This window comes from Pseudomonas alcaligenes (genome assembly GCF_041729615.1).
Classification (GTDB): domain Bacteria; phylum Pseudomonadota; class Gammaproteobacteria; order Pseudomonadales; family Pseudomonadaceae; genus Aquipseudomonas; species Aquipseudomonas alcaligenes_B.
Genome location: NZ_CP154874.1, coordinates 1,665,232 through 1,685,305 on the forward strand (window position 1 = coordinate 1,665,232; position 20,074 = coordinate 1,685,305).

The following is a 20,074-nucleotide window of genomic DNA, read 5'->3' on the forward strand; positions in this document are numbered from 1 at the left end:
GCCGGGCATGCCCCGGCTTTTTCATGTGCGCCGTTCAGCGCGGCGAGGGAAAGTAGATGGGCTTGAGGATGCCGTTCAGCCGCGCGTAGGGAATGCGCAGGTCGGGATGACCGCTGGAGTAGGGGGCGATACGGCCGACCTCGTACTTGAGCATCACCGAGCCGCGCAGCAGGGCGACGTTAGCGGTGCGCACGAAGGGCCATTCGGCCTGGTAGTCCAGGTCCTGGTCCAGGCCATTGGTCTTGAGCCAGGTCTGGTGCGCCAGCTCGGCCTGTTGCCAGAAGGCGACCTGCTCGTCCGGCAACAACAGGTCATCGAGGCTCAGCAGGCGGCCCTTGTCGCGGTCGTAGTTGAGGTAGGCGCGCCCGGGGATACCGTGGGCGCCACCGGTGAAGCGGTAGCTGGACAGCTCGATCACCACCAGGCGGCCGTGCTGCTCCAGCACCTTGGCCTGCAGGTAGCTCATCCAGCCCGGCTTGGCCGTGGCCAGGAACTCCTGCTCGTAGAGCGCCAGCGAGGGTGGCGGCGGATCGCCCGGCAGCTCGATGGTCAGCTTGAGCAGCTCCTGCTCGATGCGCGCGTTGAGCTCCGGCAGATCGTCGAAGGTCTGCAGATCGATATTGATCAGCGCGCAGTCCTTGCCCTCGCAGCCCGGCGCGCGGTGCTCCCAGGCCTGGCGACTGACGGCCAACCCCGAGTCGGGCTTGGCGGCGAGCAGCAATGCCTGGCAACCACTGAGCAGGAGCGACAGGGACAGCAGGCCGGCAACGGCGATGGCACGCATGGATTCTCCTCGGGACGGCGACGGGCGTTTCGACTGCACGCCGCACCCGGCGTTCCCGGGTGCGGCGGCGGCCATTGTCGCCGCCCGCGCGGCGCCATCCAAGTGGGCCGAATCACAGGCTGAAGTCGCGGCGCACCTGCAGGTAGACACGGTCGCGGTTGTCGAACTGGCCGTACTGGGTGCTCTGCCCGCCACTGAAGGCGATGTAGCCGGCCTCCAGGTACCACTGGTTCCAGGGCCGGTAGCCGAGGTTGGCCTTGACCAGGTGGCTGCTCTGCACCTCGCGGTTGTACAGCCAGAGCACCCCGGCGTTAAGGCGCTGCTTGGACCAGTCCTTGAGAAGCGCCGCCGAGGCTTCCCAGCCGGTCTCGCGCGGCAGGCTGTCCGGCGCGCCATGACGGTGGCTGACCGTGGCCTGCAGGTTGACCGTCCACTCGTTGCGCGTCAGGTCGAGGCCGAGCAGCGCCGCCGACTTGGGCACGTTCTCCGCGCCTTCCGGGGTCTGTAGCGGTTCGTTGAACAGGTGCACCAGATCGCCGCGCACCACCCAGTCGCCGGCCGGGCGGGCGAACGAGGCGCCGACCAGGCTGCGCCGGCGCTGCTGTTCGACCATCTGCCCCTCATCCATCACATACAGCGGGTCGGGGCTGAGGCCGTCGAACAGGTAGAAGTCCAGGTCGGTGCCGTCGACCAGCATCTTGCCGCGCCAGCCGATGTCCGGGCGCTCGTGCTCGTCGTCCTCGTCCAGCCCCTCCGGCCGCCCGGCGATGGCGAAGTCGGCACCAGCCGGGGCGTAGCGGGTGGTCTTGGCCCTGGGCGCGACGACGAACTGCTGTTCCAGGCTGTCGCCGTAGACCTCCACCACCGCCATCGGCCGGGTCTGCCGGCCGAGGGAGTAGTCGTCGATGTAGGGCAGCAGGAACTCGCGCAGGTCCAGCGGGTTGAGCACGTCGACCAGGCGGAAGTAGTCGCCGCGGCCCCAGGCGATCTGCTGCTGGCCGAGGCGCCATTGCCAGTTGTCGCCGACCCAGGTCAGGTAGAGTTCGCGCAGGTCCTGATCGGACTCCATGCGATCCTCCAGCTTGCCGCCGGCATCGTCGTACTGGCTGCGGTAGCGACCGAGCAGCACGCTGTCGAGAGTCCAGTTGCCCTGGCTGATGCGGCTTTCCAGCAGCGCCTCGACGCGGTGGCCGGAGCTGCTGGCGCCGGTGGTGTCGTGGTGGTAGCCGTCCTCCAGGTGGCCGCGACCGCTCAGGCCCGCGGCGGCCAGCGGCAGGCTGAACAGGGCACAGGACAGGCCGAGCAAGGGTGCGCGCATCAGCGAATCCCGTTGCGCAGGGCGCGCTCGCTGAAGTTCTGGTCGCCGAGGTCCAGGTTGTAGTCGGCGGCGGTGCGCAGCAGGCGGGTCTGGCCACCCTCGACCAGGTTGCTCATCAACGATTCGTTGACCGTCCAGAAACCTTCCACCTGGCTCACATCGACCACTTCGAAGGTCTTGATCTGGCGGCCGCCACGGAAGAACTCGTCGCGCAGGATCAGCTGACGCTCGCGGTCGACGTACACCAGGCGCTGGCTGTAGCCGGTGCGCGGGTTTTCCAGACCGTCGGCGGTGCGCGCTTCGATCACGTAGACCGGGCGGCCCTTGTACTCCTCCTCGCGCAGCAGCCGGTACTGGTAGTCGTCGACGCGCATGCGCTCGATGTCGGCGAAGGAGAAGTCGGTACCGAGGAACGGACCTTCCTTGGAGTTGGTGGCGATGCGCCGGGTCTTGCGCAGCGCCGGCAGGTACAGCCACTGGTCGTCCTCGCGGGCCTGGGCCTCGGCATAGCTGTGCATGAGGATGCCGGTGCCGGCGGTATCGCTGGGCGCGGTGAAGTACAGGGTGGACTTGCGCTCCTCGCCGTACTCCTTCTCCAGCATCAGCAGCTTGCGCTCGCGCACGAAGCCGTCGGCCATGGTCTGCACCAGGGTCACCTCGGAGCGGCGGTCCTGGCCTTCGTCGCGGTCGCGCACGGCGCGCATGATGGCGGCGGGGTCGAGGGCCTCGGCGAGGGCCGGGAAGCTCAGCAGCAGGCCGAGGGCGAGCAGGGAAATACGCATGGCAAAACTCCTTAACGACAGTCGACTGTCAGGTAGCTGTTCGGGGTGGACGACCACTGCGCGGTGGTCTCCAGGTGGTAGCCGGGCAGGCTCGGGACTTCGGCGTGCTCGCGGCCCAGGGCGACCAGCTTGAGGCGCTGGAAGTCCGGCCGCGCCAGGTCCTGCAGGTCGCGGCTACGCAGGCTCTCGGCGACCAGGTAGAACTGCGCCACCTCGCCGTCGCTGGCCGGCAGGCCGGACTCGCCATTGAGCACCTGGCGCAGGTAGACCAGGATGTCGGCGGCCGAGTAGGCCTGCAGGCTGCGCTGGCGCAGGCTCGCGGTAGCCTGCTGCAGTGCCTGCAGGGTGACGCTATGGGGTGGCACCGGCCCTGCGGCCTGCAGCGCCCACTCCTGCAGGTGCAGGCCCTGCAGGGCGCCCTCGGCGCCGCTGGCTACCCGACAGCCGGGGGCGAAGTCGGCGGCCAGGCGCCTGGCGTAGTGCTGCAGCAGCTCGGCCTTGTCCGCCTCGGCATAGGGCCGCGCCAGGCGCAGCCAGAAGTGCGTGCCGTCGCCGGCGCTGGTGACCAGGCGCGGGCCGAGCAGCGGATGGCGCTCCACCAGCCCGGCCAGGGTCTGCAGGCCCGCGGGGGTCAGCTCGCGGGTCTCGATCAGGCGACGGAAGCGCACGTCGTCACCCTGGGCGGCGATGGCATTGGTGCTGGCCAGGCTGTCCAGGGACTGGATCGGCGTGCGCCCCCGGGCATCCTTCACTTCCCACAGGTTCTGCGTGGCGCCGACCAGGCGCTGCAGGTGCCCGGCCTGGTACAGCTCGCCGCCCGGGTAGAGGGTCAGCGCCAGCCAGTCCTGGGCGCCGGCCGGCAGGGCCAGGCAGAGCAGCCAGAGCAGGTGCTTACGCATTGGCCGGCTCCAGCTGCGCCTCGGCCTGTGCCGCCCGGGCGGCATTGACGAAGACCGGCAGTACCAGCAAGGCGAACAGTGCGGCCAGCAGCATGGTCAGGGAGATGAAGAGCCCCAGGTTGACCAGCGACTGGTAGCCCGACAGGCACAGCACCAGGAAACCCAGGCCCAGCGCGAAGGTGTTGATCAGGATCGGCTTGCCGCTGTGCTGCAATGCCGACTGGGTCACCTGCTCCGGCGTACCCCGGCTGCGCCGCATCGCGGCGATCACGTGGATGGCATAGTCGATACCGATACCCACGGAAATCGCCGCGATGATCGAGGTGCCGATATCCAGGTCGGTGCCGGTCAGCGCCATCAGCGCGCCGATGCCCACCAGGGTGAAGAGCAGCGGCAGCAGCGCAGCGAAGCCCAGGCGCACCGAGCGGAACATGGCCATGACCATCAGCGCGATCAGCGCCAGCGACAACAGGATGCTGCTGACCTGCCCCCACACCACCGCATCGGTGGTGGCTACCAGCACCTCGCCATAGCCGGACACGCGCACGGTCATGCCGGCCGGCAGCACCTCGCGGGCCTTGGCCAGGGCATCGCGCATCACCGCACCGACCTCGGAAGAGCGATCGGTATGCAGGATCGCCAGCACCCGGCCGTTCTGGAAGCGACGGTCGACCACGTCGAACAGGTCGCGACCATTGGCGTTCTCGTAGAGCAGGTAGTACTGCGCCAGCAGGGTCGCGCTGATGTCGGCCGGCAGGCGGTACTGCTCGGCGGCGAAGGTTTCCTGGGTCACCTGGTGCAGGCGCTTGACGAAGTCGGCCGGCGAATAGGTGAAGCCGACCAGCGGCTGCTGGCGCAGGTGTTCCTGCAGCCTGGCCACGCCCTGGATCACCGCCGGATCCTTGAAGGCGTCGGCCCTGTCGCTTTCGATCATCACGCTGATCGGCGTGGTGCCGCCGAACAGGGCGTTGATCGCCGCGTCGTCCTGACGGATGCGGCTATCGTCCTCGAAGTAGCCGATCACCTGGTTGTCCACGGTCAGGTGTTCGACCACGTACCAGCCACACAGCAGGATGGCCGCCAGCATGCCGAAGGCCAGGCGCCTGCCGTAGCGGGCGAAGCGGCCGAGGGTCGCGATCATGCGGTCCAGGCGGTCGCTGGCCAGCAGGCCGTGGCGCGGGGCCTCGGCCCGCCAGAGGATCAGCAGCGCCGGCAGGAAGACGATGGTGATCAGCCAGGCGAAGAAGATGCCGATCCCGGTGAACAGGCCGAACTCGCGAATGAAGGTGACATCGGTCCAGGCCAGCGAGAGGAACCCTCCCAGGGTGGTCGTGGAGGTCACGAACATCGGCCAGAACAGCTGTCGCATCACGTGCGCAGCCGTATCGATGCGTGCCTGGCGATCCGGTTCGGGCGGCAGGTTGCGGTAGTAGTCGGCAAGGAAGTGGATGGCGTCGCATACCGCGATGGAGATGATGAACACCGGCATGATCGAGGTGATGATGTTCTGCTTCACCCCGCAGGCGGCCATCAGGCCGAGGGTCCAGATCAGGCTCAGCACGGCGATCAGCAGCGGCACCACCACGCCCTGCACGCGGCCGAAGCTGACGAACAGCACCAGCAGGATCACCAGCAGCACCGCCGGCAGCAGGGTCTGGTTGTCCTGCTCCATGTTCGACGCGGTCTGCGCGGCGATCATCGGCGGGCCGCTGAGGTAGATGCGATCGTCGCCCTGCACCTTGTCGGTGATGTCGACGATGGCCTGGTACACCTGCAGCATGGCCGGCGAGTCGTCCTGGGCGATGTTGAACTCGACCTGGATGGTGGTGGCGCTGCCGTCGCGCGAGACCAGGCTGTCGAGGAACAGCGGGTTGCCCATGGCCTCGGCGCGCAGGGCGTCGAGCCCGGCCTGGTCGGTGGGCACGCGCGGCATCAGCGGATGCACGTCGAGCGCCTCGTCGATGGTCAGCAGGTTCTCGATGGTCACCAGGCTGCGCACCTTACGGATCGGCACCAGGCGCGTGTGCAGGCTGTCCAGCCAGGCTTCCTGGGTATGGCTGAGCTCGCCGGCCTCGGCCAGGCGCTGCTTGAGCGTGGCCAGGCGCGGCTGGTCGGCCGGGGTCAGGCCGCCTTCGAGGATGGCCTCGACATCAGCCTGCAGGCGCGGATCCTCGGCCAGCGCGCGCAGCTTGTCGCTGTCGGCCGGCAGGACCATCTCGATGGCCTGGAAGGCACGGGTCAGCTCGGCCACCCGCTGCAGGCTGTCCGGGTTGAAGATATTGCCCTGGGGGTTTTCCAGGGCGACGAAGGCCTGCTCGCCGGTGTTGGAGAACAGCCGTTTGTTGTCGGCATCGGCCATCCGGCTGGGGTGGCTCTTGTCGATCATGTAGGGCGTGCTGTTGATCTCAAGGCGCCCCATCGCGACCACCGCCGCAGCGGTGATCAGCAGCAGGATGGCGAGCATCAGCCAGGGCCGGTGCAGCATCCTGGAGAGCAGCGTGAAGGCGCGGGTCTTCATGCGGCGGCTCCTGCGCCGGTATAGGCGTCCAGGCGCAGGTCGTCCTTGGCCTTGCTGCGGTTCTGCGCCTCGGCCACCAGGTTGGCCCAGATCACCGTCTTGTGGATCTCGCTGGTGCCGCCGGCGAAGAACAGGCCGATGGAATCACGCAGCAGGCGCTCGAAGTGGAAGTCGCGGCGGTAGCCGTAGTTGCCGTGGATGCGCATGGCATTCAGGCAGGCCTCGTGCATCGCCTCGCTGGCCAGCATCTTGATGATCGAGGCCAGGGTCGAGCAGTCCTGCCCTTTCTCCAGGGCGGCGAGGCCGCGCACCACCACGCTGCGCAACAGCTCCAGCTGGGTGTAGGCCTGCACGATGTGGCCCTGGACGTACTGGTTGTCGCTGATCGGCCGGCCGAAGGCCTCGCGCTTGAGGCTGTACTGCAGGCACTCGTCGATCACCGGCTGCATGCAGCCGACGATGGACACGCCGGTGAAGATGCGCTCGACCAGGAAGCCGAAGTACAGCACGCGCAGGCCCTGGCCTTCGCTGCCGACCAGGCTGTCGGCGGCCAGCGCCACGTCATTGAAGGTCAGGCTGCCGATCGGCGTGCCGCGGTTGCCCATCAGCTCGAACGGCGCGGACTGCACCAGGCCGGGGGCGGCCGTCTCGGTGATGAAGCAGGAAATGGCGTTGGGGCCGGCCTCCTCGAGACGGGCGAAGGTCATGCAGATGTCGGCCACCGGGGCGTTGGTGATGTTCCACTTCATGCCGTTGAGGCGGTAGCCGGCACCATCGCGGCTGGCCGCCAGCTTCAGCGAGCGCACGTCGGAGCCGCAGCCCTGCTCGGTGATGGCGAAGCAGCCGATCTTCTCGCCGCTGATCAGCGGCGGTAGCCAGCGCTGCAGCTGCGTCTCACTGCCGTAGCTGAGCAGCGCGGCCTGCACCAGCGCCACCTGGGCGACGAAGGAGACCAGCACGCCCATGTCCTGGCAGCCCTCGGAGAACCCCTCCAGCGCCGCGGAGAATTCCCACACGCCGAGGCCCTGGCCGCCGAAGCGCTCGGGCATGTGTACGCCGAACAGGCCACTGCTGCCCAGGGCGCGCCACAGCTCGCGGTCGAAACCCAGTTCCTGATCACGCTGGGCCGAGGTCGGGCGCACCAGTTCGCGGCCGACCCGCAGGTAGTGTTCGCGAATCGCCTGCTGTTGTTCGTTCCAGATACCGTTCATGTTCATGCTCCTATGTGCAGGGTGTTCTGCTGCTTGGCGTCGCGCAGCCGGGAAAGGAATTCGTCGCCCTCGAGCTTGATCAGCGCCTCGATCTGCGCCACCCGTTGGTGGTCGATGGCGTCCAGGCGCAGCCAGAAGGGATGCACCTCGCGGCCCTGGTAGCGGTTGGCGTAGAGGTGTTCGGCGGGGATGCAGGCGGTACGCGCCGGCATGATCTGCGGGCGGAAGCCGAAGAAGCTGAGGTTGCGCAGGGTCACCTGGCGTTCGCCGTCGCCGACCATCGCCGCCACACCACTGTCGGCGCGGCACAGCAGGCGGCCGTAGGCGCTGAGCAAGAGCATGCCGGCCTTGGCCTCGAGCACCGGGTCGCCGACCTGGGCCTTGGTCACCCGGCCGATCTCGCGCACTTGTTCCACCGGCAGGTCCTGCAGCTCGCCGATCTGCGCGTAGAGGTCCCGACCGAAGGCGGTCTCCACGCCGAAGGCCGGGCGCTGCTCGTCGTCGAAGCGCTTGCCGCGGGCGATCGGCGCCTTGAGGGTGGAATAGGCCAGCAGCTGCTGGTCGCTGTCGCGTACCAGGACGATATGCACGTCCTCCTGGGCCAGGTGCTCCAGCGGCTCGGCATGCAGTTGGCGCAGCGCCGCCACCTGCGGGTTGATGAAGCCGACCTTGGCGTAATGGACGAAGGCAAAGCGCAGCAGCTGGCGGGTCAGCTTGTTGTCCAGCTGGTAGTTGGGAATGGCATAGGTGGCGATGCCGGCGCGGCGGTCGATGCAGAACTGCTGGTAGCCCTGCAGGCCGGCCAGCAGTGGCGCCTGGTAGTGCTTCACCGAGCGTTCGAGGAAGAACGCATCGGGTCGCTCCGGCGGCAGCTGGCGCCACTGCGCCAGGGCCTGGCGCCCCTGCTCCAGCTGCTGCTGGTGCTCGCGTTCAGCCTGGGCGTCGCGGCGCCGGGTCAGTTCCCAGACGTCGACATAGATGGCATCGCGCACCGGGCGATCATTGACCAGGTCGAGCACCAGCGCGGTGGCCAGGGTGCCGAACAGGTGGGCGGCGATACCCAGCTGCGAGGTGTAGTCCTTGCCGGCCAAGTGGCGGTCGAGCTCGGCGTACATCTCCAGCGGCACGCATTCCACCGGCACCAGGAAGCTGCAGGCCTGCATCGGATCGAGGGTGGCCACCTGCTCGGCGCTCAGCTGGTTGTCCAGCACCTGCAGGTCCGGGTTGCGGTAGTCGAACACCGGAATGTACTGCGCGGCGGCCATGTCGTAACCGCAGACCACCGGCTTGTACTGGCGCTGGCAGATGCGGTGCAGGAGGAACTTCATCTCCAGGCCGGCGCGGCCGGTGACGTCGATGGCGTCCACCACCACGTCGGCCTGGGCGACCATGGCCTCGACGTTGTCCGGGGTGACGCCATGGCCGTGCAGCTCCAGCTTGATATAGGGGTTGATCTGCCGCACGCGCTCGGCGAATACCTCGACCTTGGCCCGACCGACGTCGCTAGCCACCATGTTCTGCCGGTTGGCGTTGTTCAGCTCGTAGCTGCCGTTGTCGGCGAGGATCAGGTGTTCGGCGCCACTGCGCACCAGGAGCTCGATCACGCTGCCGCCGGTGGAACCGCAGCCGGCGATGAGAATCACCGCCTCGCGCAGGCCGCACTGGTCGTCGCTGCTGATGAACCCGGCATTGCGCAGGGTGAGTTCGCGGTAGAACTGGTCGTGATCCAGGGGAGGCTGTGGATGGGTCATGGGTTGCGTCCTGCTGAATGGGAAGGCGGGCATCCTATTCAGCGTTTTAATGGCACAACAAGGACCAATGGGAGCTCGCTGTCATTAACCAGACAATTACGCAAGATGTTGTTTTATATATATATTTTATATGTGATCACAGAAATTTGACGCCCACAAACGACGACCGCCCCGTAATGGGGCGGTCGGTCATGCAACTGTCATCGAAAAAGTCGCTCGCGAGGCTCTAGCTCACCAGTTTGTGCAGATCCTGCGGCACCCTGGCCAGCTCCCAGAGAAAGCTGTCGAGCTTGAAGGTGGAAGTACGGATCTTCTCCTCCATGTCCTGCAGTTCACGGCATACCTCCTGGTAGCGCTGCTCGCGGCGTACGGCGGCCAGCGCCTCGCTGATCCGCTCCGGCTGTGCGCCGATGTACTCGCGCACGCGCTTGCCATCCTTCTGCGGACGCACCAGGTAGAGATAGCGCTGCTGATGCCAGTAGGGGGTGGCGGCGATGCGCGGCGAATCCTGCAGGGCCGCGAGCTCGGCCAGCAGGTTCATGCGCAGGGACCTGAGGCTGTCCAGCTGCTCGGAGATGCGCCAGACCTTCTGCCCCAGGCTCTCCTGGTCGCCGAGCTTGTCGGCATGGCTCTCGCGGTGGGAAATGTCGGTGATGGTCAGCAGGCTGCCGCGATCGCTGCCGTCGGCGCTCGGGATGGGGGCGGCGCTCATCTGCACCCAGCGCACTTGCCCATCACCGGCCTGGATACGCATCGGATAGCGCTCGGCAGAGGGCCCCTGGCGGCGCTGCATCAACACCACCTCGACCAGGTCGGCACTGATCACCTGGGCCAGCGGCCGGCCCAGCACCTCGGTCGGGGCATAGCCGAGGAACTGCTGCATGAAGGGGTTCATGTAGGTGACGCGGCCGAAGGGATCGAGCACTACCAGTCCTTCCTGAGCCTGCTCTACCAGGTTCTGGTAGCAGCGCGTGTCGCCGGTGCTATAGCAGCTGGCGACCTGCAGCCCGGGCTGCGCACCGAACTCGGCGTCGGTGTAGGCCACCGGGATATCCGTGTCCGGATCGTATTGCTTGAGCAGATCGATCAGCTCGGCAGCGCGCATTCCACACCTCCCTGTTGAAGTCGCCATGGGCCGCTCCGAGTATACTCGGCGACATCCGATGAAAAAGGCTTTCATCTGCGAAATGCCCGGCAATTCGGCATATCTGCCGCCATGTTGCGGCCATTAAGCAGGAAGCCGGCGAACCTCCAGTGCCGCAGGCGTTTCGCCAGCTTGCCAAAGCACCAGCGCGGCGCGCACATTCAGCACCATTACCGACACGGGGCGCGGGCCCCGCTGCGATACACGAGGGGGATACATGTCACAGGCCGATGTCGAGCTGATCCAGCGGGAGACCTGCTTTCAGGGCTTCTACCGCCTGGACCGCCTGCACCTGCGCCATCGCCAGTTCGCCGGCGGCATGGGCCCGCAGCTGAGCCGCGAACTGTTCGTGCGCCACGATGCGGTCTGCGTGCTGCCCTATGACCCGCAGCGCGACGCCGTGGTGCTGGTGGAGCAGTTCCGCGTCGGTGCCCTGGACAAGAGCAGCAACCCCTGGCTGCTGGAGCTGGTGGCCGGGCTGATCGACCCGGGCGAGCAGCCCGAGGACGTCGCCCACCGCGAAGCCGAGGAAGAAGCCGGCCTGCAGCTGACCGCGCTGTGGCCGATCACCCAGTACTATCCCTCCCCTGGCGGCTCGGACGAGCGCGTGCACCTCTATGTCGGCCGCTGCGACAGCCTGGGAGTCGGCGGCGTGCATGGCCTGGCCGAGGAAGGCGAGGACATCCGCGTGCATGTCTGGCCGCTGGAGGACGCCCTGCAGGCGGTGAAGGACGGCCGTATCGACAACGCCGCCAGCATCATCGCCCTGCAGTGGCTGGCACTGAACCGCGCCGAAGTGCGAGGGCTGTGGTCATGAACCTGCTGCGCGAGCGCTACCGGGTCGACCTGGTCGAGCTGCAGGCCGCTTGCGAAGCCAACTACGCGCGCCTGCTGCGCCTACTGCCGGACATGCGCGAGGCACAGGGCGAGCGACGCGTGGCCCTGAGCCAGGGCGACCTGCTGCTCGGCGTGCTGCTGATCCGCGTCACCGAGAACTGCCCCTACACCACCACCCTGGAAGTGCGCCAGGAGCACAGCCTGCCCTGGCTGCCGGTGCCGCGCCTGGAAGTGCGTGCCTACCACGACGCGCGCATGGCCGAAGTGATAGGCGCGGAAAATGCCCGGCGTTTCCGCGGCATCTACCCCTACCCCAACGCGGCCATGCACCAGCCGGACGAGAAGACCCAGCTCAACCTGTTCCTCGGCGAGTGGCTGAGCCACTGCATCGCCTGCGGTCACGAGCTGATACCCGTCCTGTGATCACAACTGCGCAAATGTGACAGGTTCACGTTTGCCGGGTTTACCGAATCGCATTTCACCCACCATAATCCTGGGAACCCGTTCAGGAGTTGGCCCTTGTCGCGCCCGTCGTCTCTTGCCTCCGATCGCCCGGTGCTGCTGGTGCAGCTCTCGGACAGTCACCTATTTGCCGAGGAAGACGGCAAGCTGCTGGGCATGAACACTCGCGACAGCCTGGAGAAGGTCATCGCGCGGGTGCAGGCGGAACAGCCGCAGATCGACCTGATCCTCGCCAGCGGCGACCTCTCGCAGGACGGCAGCCTGGTCTCCTACCAACGCTTCCGCGACCTCAGCGCGCAGCTCAACGCGCCGGCCCGCTGGTTCCCCGGCAACCATGACGAACTGCCAGCCATGCGCGCCGCCTGCAACGGCAGCGACCTGCTGCAACCGATCATGGACCTGGGCCACTGGCGCATCACCCTGCTCGACTCCTCGATCCCCGGTGCGGTGCCGGGCTACCTGGCCGACGACCAGCTCCAGCTGCTGGAGCGCGCCCTGAGCGAAGCCCCCGAACGCCACCACCTGGTGTGCTTCCACCACCACCCGGTCTCCATCGGCTGCCGCTGGATGGAGCCGATCGGCCTGCGCAATCCGGAAGCCCTGTTCGCCGTGCTGGAGCGCCACACGCAGGTGCGCGCGGTGCTCTGGGGGCATATCCACCAGGAGTTCGACCAGCAGCGCGGCGGCATTCGCCTGCTCGCCTCGCCCTCGACCTGTGTGCAGTTCGCCCCCGGCAGCGAGGAATTCCAGGTCGACACCACGGCGCCCGGCTACCGCTGGCTGCGCCTGCACGCCGACGGGCGGCTGGAGACCGGCGTGTCGCGGGTCACCGGCATCCACTTCGAAGTCGACTACAGCGTCAAAGGCTACTAAGTCCGCACGGCCGGATGTCAATGCTTGCGGCTGGCGTCGCCTAGCTTGTAGCCTCCCGCTCCATGAATCCCAGCATCCTCTATATCCACGGCCTCAACAGTTCGCCGGCCTCGACCAAGGCCAGCCAGCTGCTCCGGGTCGCCGAACACTGCGGCATCGCCCGCCAGCTGCGCGTGCCGGCCCTGCACCATCATCCGCGCCAGGCCATGCTCCAGCTGCAGGCGGCCATCGCCGAGCTGGGCCGGCCACTGCTGGTCGGCAGCTCTCTGGGCGGTTTCTACGCCACCTACCTCGCCGAGCAGCATGGCCTCGATGCCCTGCTGATCAACCCGGCGGTGCGCCCACACCGGCTGTTCGGCGGCAAGGAAGAGCTGCAGACCAACTACTACAGCGGCGAAACCTGGCTGCTGACCCACGATCACGTCGCCGCCCTGGCCGAGCTGGAAGTGCCCGAGCCGCGTGATGCCCGGCGCTACCGGGTGTGGCTGCAGACCGCCGACGAGACACTGGACTACCGCCAGGCCGAGGCCTATTACCGGGGCTGCACGCTGGACATCCAGCCAGGCGGCGACCACAGCTACCAGGGCTTCGCCCAGCGTATCCCGGAAATCCTCGCGCTGGCCGGCTTCGCTCCGGCCCTGTGGGCCGATTTCGACTTTTCCACCCTTTGAAGAAGACCTGAACCGCTTATGGCCCAGCAGAACGCCTACAACGCCGATGCCATCGAAGTACTGTCCGGTCTGGACCCGGTGCGCAAGCGCCCGGGCATGTACACCGACACGTCGCGGCCCAACCACCTGGCCCAGGAAGTCATCGACAACAGCGTCGACGAGGCGCTGGCCGGCCACGCCAGCGCGATCCAGGTGATCCTCCACGACGACAACTCGCTGGAAGTGATCGACGACGGCCGCGGCATGCCGGTGGACATCCACCCGGAAGAGGGCATTCCCGGCGTCGAGCTGATCCTCACCAAGCTGCACGCCGGCGGCAAGTTCTCCAACAAGAACTACCAGTTCTCCGGTGGCCTGCATGGTGTCGGCATTTCGGTGGTCAACGCGCTGTCCAATCAGGTCGAGGTCAAGGTCAAGCGCGACGGCAGCGAGTACCGCATGACCTTCGCCGACGGCTTCAAGGCCAGCGACCTGGAAGTGATAGGCACGGTCGGCAAGCGCAACACCGGCACCAGCGTGCGCTTCTGGCCCGACCCGCAGTACTTCGACTCGCCGAAGTTCTCCATCAGCCGGCTGAAACATGTACTGAAGGCCAAGGCCGTGCTCTGCCCCGGCCTGGAAGTCACCTTCAGCGACAAAAGCAATGGCGAGACCACCCGCTGGTACTACGAGGACGGCCTGCGCTCCTACCTCACCGACGCGGTCAGCGAGCACGTGCGCCTGCCCGAGGAACCCTTCTGCGGCTCGCTGGCCGGCAACAAGGAGGCGGTCGACTGGGCCCTGCTGTGGCTGCCGGAAGGCGGTGAGTCGCTGCAGGAGAGCTACGTCAACCTGATCCCCACCGCCCAGGGCGGCACCCACGTCAACGGCCTGCGCCAGGGCCTGCTGGACGCCATGCGCGAGTTCTGCGAGTTCCGCAACCTGCTGCCGCGCGGGGTCAAGCTCGCGCCGGAAGACGTCTGGGAACGCATCGCCTTCGTCCTCTCGATGAAGATGCAGGAGGCGCAGTTCTCCGGCCAGACCAAGGAGCGCCTGTCCTCCCGTGAGGCAGCCGCCTTCGTCTCCGGCGTGGTCAAGGACGCCTTCAGCCTGTGGCTCAACGCTCATCCCGAAACCGGTCTGGCCCTGGCCGAGCTGGCCATCAGCAACGCCGGGCGCCGCCTCAAGGCCGGCAAGAAGGTCGAGCGCAAGAAGATCACCCAGGGCCCGGCGCTGCCCGGCAAGCTGGCCGACTGCGCGGGGCAGGACCCGATGCGCTCCGAACTGTTCCTGGTCGAGGGCGACTCCGCCGGCGGCTCGGCCAAGCAGGCGCGCGACAAGGAGTTCCAGGCCATCATGCCGCTGCGCGGCAAGATCCTGAACACCTGGGAAGTGGACGGCGGCGAGGTGCTGGCCAGCCAGGAAGTGCACGACATCGCGGTGGCCATCGGCATCGACCCGGGCTCGGCCGACCTGTCGCAGCTGCGCTACGGCAAGATCTGCATCCTCGCCGACGCCGACTCCGACGGCCTGCACATCGCCACCCTGCTTTGTGCATTGTTCGTCCGCCACTTCCGCCCGCTGGTGGAGGCCGGCCACGTCTACGTGGCGATGCCGCCGCTGTACCGCATCGACCTGGGCAAGGAGGTCTACTACGCCCTCGACGAGGCCGAGCGCGACGGCATCCTGGAACGCCTGACCGCCGAGAAGAAGCGCGGCAAGCCGCAGGTCACCCGCTTCAAGGGCCTCGGCGAGATGAACCCGCTGCAGCTGCGCGAAACCACCATGGACCCCAACACCCGGCGTCTGGTGCAGCTGGGTCTGGACGACTTCCAGGCCACCCACGAGATGATGGACATGCTGCTGGCGAAGAAACGCGCCGGCGACCGCAAGAGCTGGCTGGAAACCAAGGGCAACCTGGCCGAGGTCCTGGCGTGAGGCCGAGCCTCGCCCTCGCCCTACTGCTGCTCGCCGGCGGCGCGCACGCGGCCGAGTCGCCCGCGCCAGTGGTCGAGCTGGAACTGCTGGCCGAACACCCGATCACGGGCATGGCCGCCGGCAACCTGTCCGGCCTGACCCGCTGCGGCGGGGAGTGGCTGGCGCTGTCCGATCGCGAGGACGACCGCCTGTATCGCCTGCAGCCGGGCGATGGCGCCTGGCAGGCCGAGGCCGAGACCTTCTCCGCCCCGCCACCGCCGCCCAGCGCGCTGCCCTGGGGCCTGCGCATGCACGGCTGGCTGGCCAGCAAGCTGCGCGGTGGCGAGCTGGACTTCGAAAGCCTGGCCTGCGACGCCAAGGGCAACCGCTACCTGCTCAGCGAGGCACACGTCGCCCTGCTGCAGGTCGGTCCCAGCGGCATGGCCGAATGGCTGGAGCTGCCCGCCAGCCTGATTCGCCAGGCTCGCGCCAGCGGCATGCTGCTGCGCCACAACGCGCTGCTCGAAGGGCTGGTCATCGACCCCGCCGGCGATCGCCTGTGGCTGGCTGCCGAGCGCGAACGCCGCGGCCTGCTGGTACTGCACAAGATCAATGGCCGCTGGCGCTGCACCGGCGGCTGCGTACTGATGTCCGAGGCCGGCCAGCGTCGCTCGCCGCTCGCCCCGCAGAGCGAGGCGCGCTATCCGCGCAGCTTCGGCGACCTGGCCTTCTGGGATGGCAAGCTGTTCAGCCTGGAGCGCCTGGAACAGCGCATCTGCCGCCGCGATCCCAATACCGGTGCCCAGGAGAAGTGCTGGTCCTTCGTCGCCGCAGCCCTCGCCAGCGGGCGCAGCTACCCGGAGCCCTACGGCAACGCCGAGGCCCTGTGGCTGGACCAGGATGGCGCCTGGCTGGGCCTGGACAACAACGGCATGGCCCGCGCCGACGGCGAGCAGCGCTCTCTGCTCTGGCAGTTCAAGGCGCCGCCAGGCGGCTGGAGCGCGCCATGAGCGAGCCCGTCGCCGGCCAGCGCGCCGCCCGCGTCATGCTGATCCTCGCCTGGGCCGCCGCCCTGGCCCTGGCCACCTACTGGTTCGGCGACTGGGAAGAGCAGCAGATCAACCCCAACCGCCAGCCGCAGTCGGTGCATGGCGACGGCTACATCGAGGTGCGCCTGGCCGCCGGGCGTGGCGGTCACTACCTGTTGGACGGGCAGATCGACGGCCACAACCTGACCTTCCTCCTCGACACCGGCGCCACCGCCGTGGCCATCCCCAAGGCGGTGGCCGAGCGCCTCGACCTGGAACGCGGCGCGCCGGTACAGATCCGCACCGCCAACGGCACCGTCACCGGCTGGCGCACCCGCCTCGGCCTGCTGCAGCTCGGCGACATCCAGCTACGCAACGTGGCGGCACTGGTCACCCCCGGCATGGACGGCGAAGAGGTGCTGCTCGGCATGAGCGCCCTCAAGCAACTCGAATTCACTCAGAAAGGCGGCACCCTGGTGCTGCGCCAATCAACACGCTAATGAGGCACGCATGAGCGACACCCTCGACCTGAGCCTGGAAGGCGTCGAACGCCGGTCGCTGGCCGACTTCACCGAGCAGGCCTACCTGAACTACTCCATGTACGTGATCATGGACCGCGCCCTGCCGCATATCGGCGACGGCCTGAAACCGGTGCAGCGGCGCATCGTCTATGCCATGAGCGAGCTGGGCCTGGACGCCGACGCCAAGCACAAGAAGTCGGCGCGCACCGTCGGCGACGTGCTCGGCAAGTTCCACCCGCACGGCGACAGCGCCTGCTACGAGGCCATGGTGCTGATGGCGCAGCCGTTCAGCTACCGCTACACCCTGGTCGACGGCCAGGGCAACTGGGGTGCGCCGGACGATCCCAAGTCCTTCGCCGCCATGCGCTACACCGAGGCGCGCCTGTCGCGCTATTCGGAAGTGCTGCTGGCCGAGCTGGGCCAGGGTACGGTGGACTGGGTGCCGAACTTCGACGGCACCCTGGACGAGCCGGCGACCCTGCCGGCGCGCCTGCCCAACCTGCTGCTCAACGGCACCACCGGTATCGCCGTGGGCATGGCCACCGATGTGCCGCCGCATAACCTGCGTGAAGTGGCGAGCGCCTGCGTGCGCCTGCTCGATGAGCCGGGTGCCACGGTCGAGCAGCTGTGCGAGCACATCCAGGGTCCGGACTTCCCCACCGAGGCCGAGGTCATCACGCCCAAGGCCGACCTGCTGAAGATCTACGAAAGCGGCCGTGGCTCGGTGCGCATGCGCGCCGTGTACCGTGTCGAGGACGGCGATATCGTGGTCACCGCGCTGCCGCACCAGGTCTCCGGGGCCAAGGTGCTGGAGCAGATCGCCGCGCAGATGCAGGCCAAGAAGCTGCCGATGGTCGCCGACCTGCGCGACGAGTCGGACCACGAGAACCCCTGCCGCATCGTCATCATCCCGCGCTCCAACCGCGTGGATGCCGACGAGCTGATGACCCACCTGTTCGCCACCACCGACCTGGAGTCCAGCTACCGGGTCAACACCAACGTCATCGGCCTGGACGGCAAGCCGCAGGTGAAGGACCTGCGCACCCTGCTCTCCGAGTGGCTGGTCTACCGCGTCGGCACCGTGCGCCGCCGCCTGCAGTTCCGCCTGGACAAGGTGGAGAAGCGCCTGCACCTGTTGGAGGGCTTGCTGGTTGCCTTCCTCAATCTGGACGAAGTGATCCATATCATCCGCACCGAGGACCAGCCCAAGCCGGTGCTGATGGCGCGCTTCGGCCTTAGCGAACTGCAAGCCGACTATATCCTCGACACCCGCCTGCGCCAGCTAGCCCGTCTGGAAGAGATGAAGATCCGCGGCGAACAGGACGAGCTGGCCAAGGAGCGCGACAAGCTGCTGGCCCTGCTCGGCAGCGAAGCCAAGCTGAAGAAACTGGTGCGCCAGGAAATCCTCGACGATGCCGAGAAGTACGGCGACGCCCGCCGCTCGCCGATCGTCGCCCGCGCCGAGGCCCGCGCCCTGTCGGAAACCGAACTGATGCCGACCGAGCCGGTGACCGTGGTGCTCTCGGAAAAAGGCTGGGTACGTTGCGCCAAGGGCCACGATATCGACGCCACCGGCCTGTCCTATAAAGCCGGCGACGGCTTCAAGGCCGCCGCGCCGGGCCGCTCCAACCAGTACGCCGTGTTTATCGACTCCACCGGACGCAGCTACTCGCTGGCCGCCCACTCGCTGCCATCGGCCCGTGGCCAGGGCGAGCCGCTGACCGGGCGCCTGACCCCGCCGCCCGGCGCGACCTTCGACTGCGTGCTGCTGCCGGATGACAGTGCCCTGTACGTGATCGCCTCCGACGCCGGCTACGGCTTCGTGGTCAAGGGCGAGGACCTGCAGGCCAAGAACAAGGCCGGCAAGGCCCTGCTGACCCTGCCCAACGGCGCACTGGTGGTGCCGCCCAAGCCGGTGGCCAGCGTCGAGGAGGACTGGCTGGCGGCGGTGACCACCGAGGGTCGCCTGCTGCTGTTCCCGGTACGCGACCTGCCGCAGCTGGGCAAAGGCAAGGGCAACAAGATCATCGGCATCCCCGGTGAGCGGGTGGCCAGCCGCGAGGAATACCTCACCGACCTGGCCGTGCTGCCGGCGGGCGCTACCCTGGTCCTGCAGGCCGGCAAGCGCACCCTGTCGCTCAAGCCGGACGACCTGGAACACTACAAGGGCGAGCGTGGCCGCCGCGGCAACAAGCTGCCGCGCGGCTTCCAGCGGGTCGACCAGCTGCTGGTGGAGAGCGGCAGCTAAGGGAGAGACGAGATGGCCGCCGCCGAACTGCGCTGGCAACAGGATACCCAGGGTCGCACGCAGCTCTGCGTCAGCGGCCACTGGACCCTGGCCACGCGCAAACCGGACTTGCAGGCGGTGTTCGAGTCCTTCGCCGGTCCCGGCGGCGAACTGCCGGTACGGGTGACGGTCGCGGCCTGGGACAGCAGCCTGCTGGCCCTGCTGCGGCGCCTGCAGCGCCTGGCCGCGGAGCGCCAGTTGCAGCTGCGCTGGCTGGAACTGCCAGACGGCGTCGAGCGCCTGCTACAGATGGGCAGCACGCACCCGATCCAGCCCGCCGGCAGCGCTCAGCGCCGCGGCGGCCCGCTGACCCGCCTGGGCCTGGTGGCCATGTCCACCCTCGCCAGCCTGGCCACCGCAGCCACCTTCCTCGGTGAAATCTGCCTGGCCCTGCTCAACCTGCTGCGCGGCCGCGCGCGCCTGCGCGCCGGCGATTTCTGGCTGGCCCTGCAGCAGTGCGGCCCCGGCGCCCTGCCCATAGTCGCGCTGATCGCCACCCTGGTCGGCCTGATCCTCGCCTTCGTCGGCGCCGCCCAGCTGGAGGCCTTCGGCGCCCAGCTGTACATCGCCAACATGGTGGCCATCGGCATGACCCGCGAGATGGGCGCGCTGATGACCGCGGTGATCATGGCCGGGCGTACCGGCGCCGCCTATGCCGCCGAACTGGGCAGCATGCAGGCCAACGAGGAGATCGACGCACTGAAGACCTTCGGCTTCCCGCCCCTGGAGTTCCTGGTGCTGCCGCGCTTGTTGGCGCTACTGGTGGCCATGCCGCTGCTGTGCGCCTTCGCCGACGCCCTGGGTATCCTCGGCGGCTTCGTCATCGGCGCCGGGCTGTTCGACATCTCTGCCACCCAGTACCTCAACCAGAGCCTGGAGATGCTCAGCCTCACCGACTTCCTCCTGGGCATCTTCAAGAGCCTGGTGTTCGCCGTGCTGATCGGCCTGATCGGCTGCCACTACGGCCTGGCCTGCGGGCGCAACGCCCAGGCCGTGGGCCAGGCCACCACCCGCGCGGTGGTCAGCATCATCGTCGCGCTGGTGGTCAGCGATGCGCTGATCACCCTGATCTGCACCCAGCTGGGGATCTGA

At 67.9% G+C, this 20,074-nt stretch carries 17 protein-coding genes; 9 read left to right on the forward strand and 8 right to left on the reverse strand.

Going from position 1 to position 20,074, the window contains the following annotated elements:
* Nucleotides 1-34: 34 nt before the first annotated feature.
* From AAG092_RS08075 to AAG092_RS08110, 8 genes are all read right to left on the reverse strand, one after another.
* The gene (locus AAG092_RS08075) at nucleotides 35-784 is read right to left on the reverse strand and encodes an RsiV family protein (protein ID WP_373389264.1); all 750 of its coding nucleotides are present in this window, start codon (nucleotides 782-784) and stop codon (nucleotides 35-37) included.
* A 112-nt stretch (nucleotides 785-896) separates the two neighbouring features.
* Nucleotides 897-2,102, reverse strand: a complete 1,206-nt coding sequence (locus AAG092_RS08080) for a DUF1302 family protein (RefSeq protein WP_373389265.1) — start codon at nucleotides 2,100-2,102, stop codon at nucleotides 897-899.
* Nucleotides 2,102-2,884 (reverse strand): outer membrane lipoprotein-sorting protein, encoded by a 783-nt coding sequence (locus tag AAG092_RS08085; protein WP_110683497.1) that lies wholly within the window; start codon nucleotides 2,882-2,884, stop codon nucleotides 2,102-2,104. Before AAG092_RS08085 ends, AAG092_RS08080 begins: the two co-directional genes overlap by 1 nt.
* Nucleotides 2,885-2,895: 11 nt before the next feature.
* Nucleotides 2,896-3,783: a hypothetical protein gene (locus tag AAG092_RS08090; RefSeq protein ID WP_373389266.1), complete on the reverse strand. Its 888-nt coding sequence runs from the start codon at nucleotides 3,781-3,783 to the stop codon at nucleotides 2,896-2,898.
* Nucleotides 3,776-6,301: an RND family transporter gene (locus AAG092_RS08095; protein WP_373389267.1), complete on the reverse strand. Its 2,526-nt coding sequence runs from the start codon at nucleotides 6,299-6,301 to the stop codon at nucleotides 3,776-3,778. Before AAG092_RS08095 ends, AAG092_RS08090 begins: the two co-directional genes overlap by 8 nt.
* Nucleotides 6,298-7,512 carry an acyl-CoA dehydrogenase family protein gene (locus AAG092_RS08100; protein ID WP_373389268.1) on the reverse strand — a complete coding sequence of 405 codons (1,215 nt, stop codon included), beginning with the start codon at nucleotides 7,510-7,512 and terminating at the stop codon, nucleotides 6,298-6,300. Before AAG092_RS08100 ends, AAG092_RS08095 begins: the two co-directional genes overlap by 4 nt.
* Nucleotides 7,513-7,514: 2 nt before the next feature.
* The gene (locus tag AAG092_RS08105; protein WP_373389269.1) at nucleotides 7,515-9,263 is read right to left on the reverse strand and encodes a ThiF family adenylyltransferase; all 1,749 of its coding nucleotides are present in this window, start codon (nucleotides 9,261-9,263) and stop codon (nucleotides 7,515-7,517) included.
* 226 nt (nucleotides 9,264-9,489) lie between these two features.
* The gene (locus AAG092_RS08110; protein ID WP_373389271.1) at nucleotides 9,490-10,368 is read right to left on the reverse strand and encodes a PAS domain S-box protein; all 879 of its coding nucleotides are present in this window, start codon (nucleotides 10,366-10,368) and stop codon (nucleotides 9,490-9,492) included.
* 256 nt (nucleotides 10,369-10,624) lie between these two features.
* Here AAG092_RS08110 and AAG092_RS08115 point away from each other — a divergent pair, with 256 nt between their 5' ends.
* The 9 genes from AAG092_RS08115 (at nucleotide 10,625) to AAG092_RS08155 (ending at nucleotide 20,074) form a co-directional block, all read left to right on the forward strand.
* Nucleotides 10,625-11,224 (forward strand): NUDIX domain-containing protein, encoded by a 600-nt coding sequence (locus tag AAG092_RS08115; protein WP_110683491.1) that lies wholly within the window; start codon nucleotides 10,625-10,627, stop codon nucleotides 11,222-11,224.
* Entirely contained in the window at nucleotides 11,215-11,667 is a 453-nt protein-coding gene (locus AAG092_RS08120; protein WP_110683490.1) for a DUF1249 domain-containing protein, read from the forward strand. The genes AAG092_RS08115 and AAG092_RS08120 overlap by 10 nt, the downstream gene beginning before the upstream one ends.
* A 96-nt stretch (nucleotides 11,668-11,763) precedes the next feature.
* Nucleotides 11,764-12,579, forward strand: coding sequence for a 3',5'-cyclic-AMP phosphodiesterase (cpdA, locus tag AAG092_RS08125; protein WP_373389272.1), 816 nt, complete (start codon nucleotides 11,764-11,766; stop codon nucleotides 12,577-12,579).
* A gap of 62 nt (nucleotides 12,580-12,641) precedes the next feature.
* A complete protein-coding gene (locus AAG092_RS08130; RefSeq protein ID WP_373389273.1) occupies nucleotides 12,642-13,250 on the forward strand; it encodes a YqiA/YcfP family alpha/beta fold hydrolase in 609 nt (202 codons plus the stop codon).
* Between the two features lie 18 nt (nucleotides 13,251-13,268).
* The gene (parE, locus tag AAG092_RS08135; protein ID WP_110683487.1) at nucleotides 13,269-15,167 is read left to right on the forward strand and encodes a DNA topoisomerase IV subunit B; all 1,899 of its coding nucleotides are present in this window, start codon (nucleotides 13,269-13,271) and stop codon (nucleotides 15,165-15,167) included.
* Complete coding sequence (locus AAG092_RS08140) at nucleotides 15,164-16,156, forward strand: esterase-like activity of phytase family protein (protein ID WP_373389274.1); 993 nt, start codon at nucleotides 15,164-15,166, stop codon at nucleotides 16,154-16,156. The genes parE and AAG092_RS08140 overlap by 4 nt, the downstream gene beginning before the upstream one ends.
* Nucleotides 16,153-16,674 carry a TIGR02281 family clan AA aspartic protease gene (locus tag AAG092_RS08145; protein WP_110683486.1) on the forward strand — a complete coding sequence of 174 codons (522 nt, stop codon included), beginning with the start codon at nucleotides 16,153-16,155 and terminating at the stop codon, nucleotides 16,672-16,674. The genes AAG092_RS08140 and AAG092_RS08145 overlap by 4 nt, the downstream gene beginning before the upstream one ends.
* A gap of 10 nt (nucleotides 16,675-16,684) precedes the next feature.
* Complete coding sequence (gene parC, locus AAG092_RS08150; protein WP_373389276.1) at nucleotides 16,685-18,943, forward strand: DNA topoisomerase IV subunit A; 2,259 nt, start codon at nucleotides 16,685-16,687, stop codon at nucleotides 18,941-18,943.
* Between the two features lie 12 nt (nucleotides 18,944-18,955).
* Complete coding sequence (locus AAG092_RS08155; protein WP_220034085.1) at nucleotides 18,956-20,074, forward strand: ABC transporter permease; 1,119 nt, start codon at nucleotides 18,956-18,958, stop codon at nucleotides 20,072-20,074.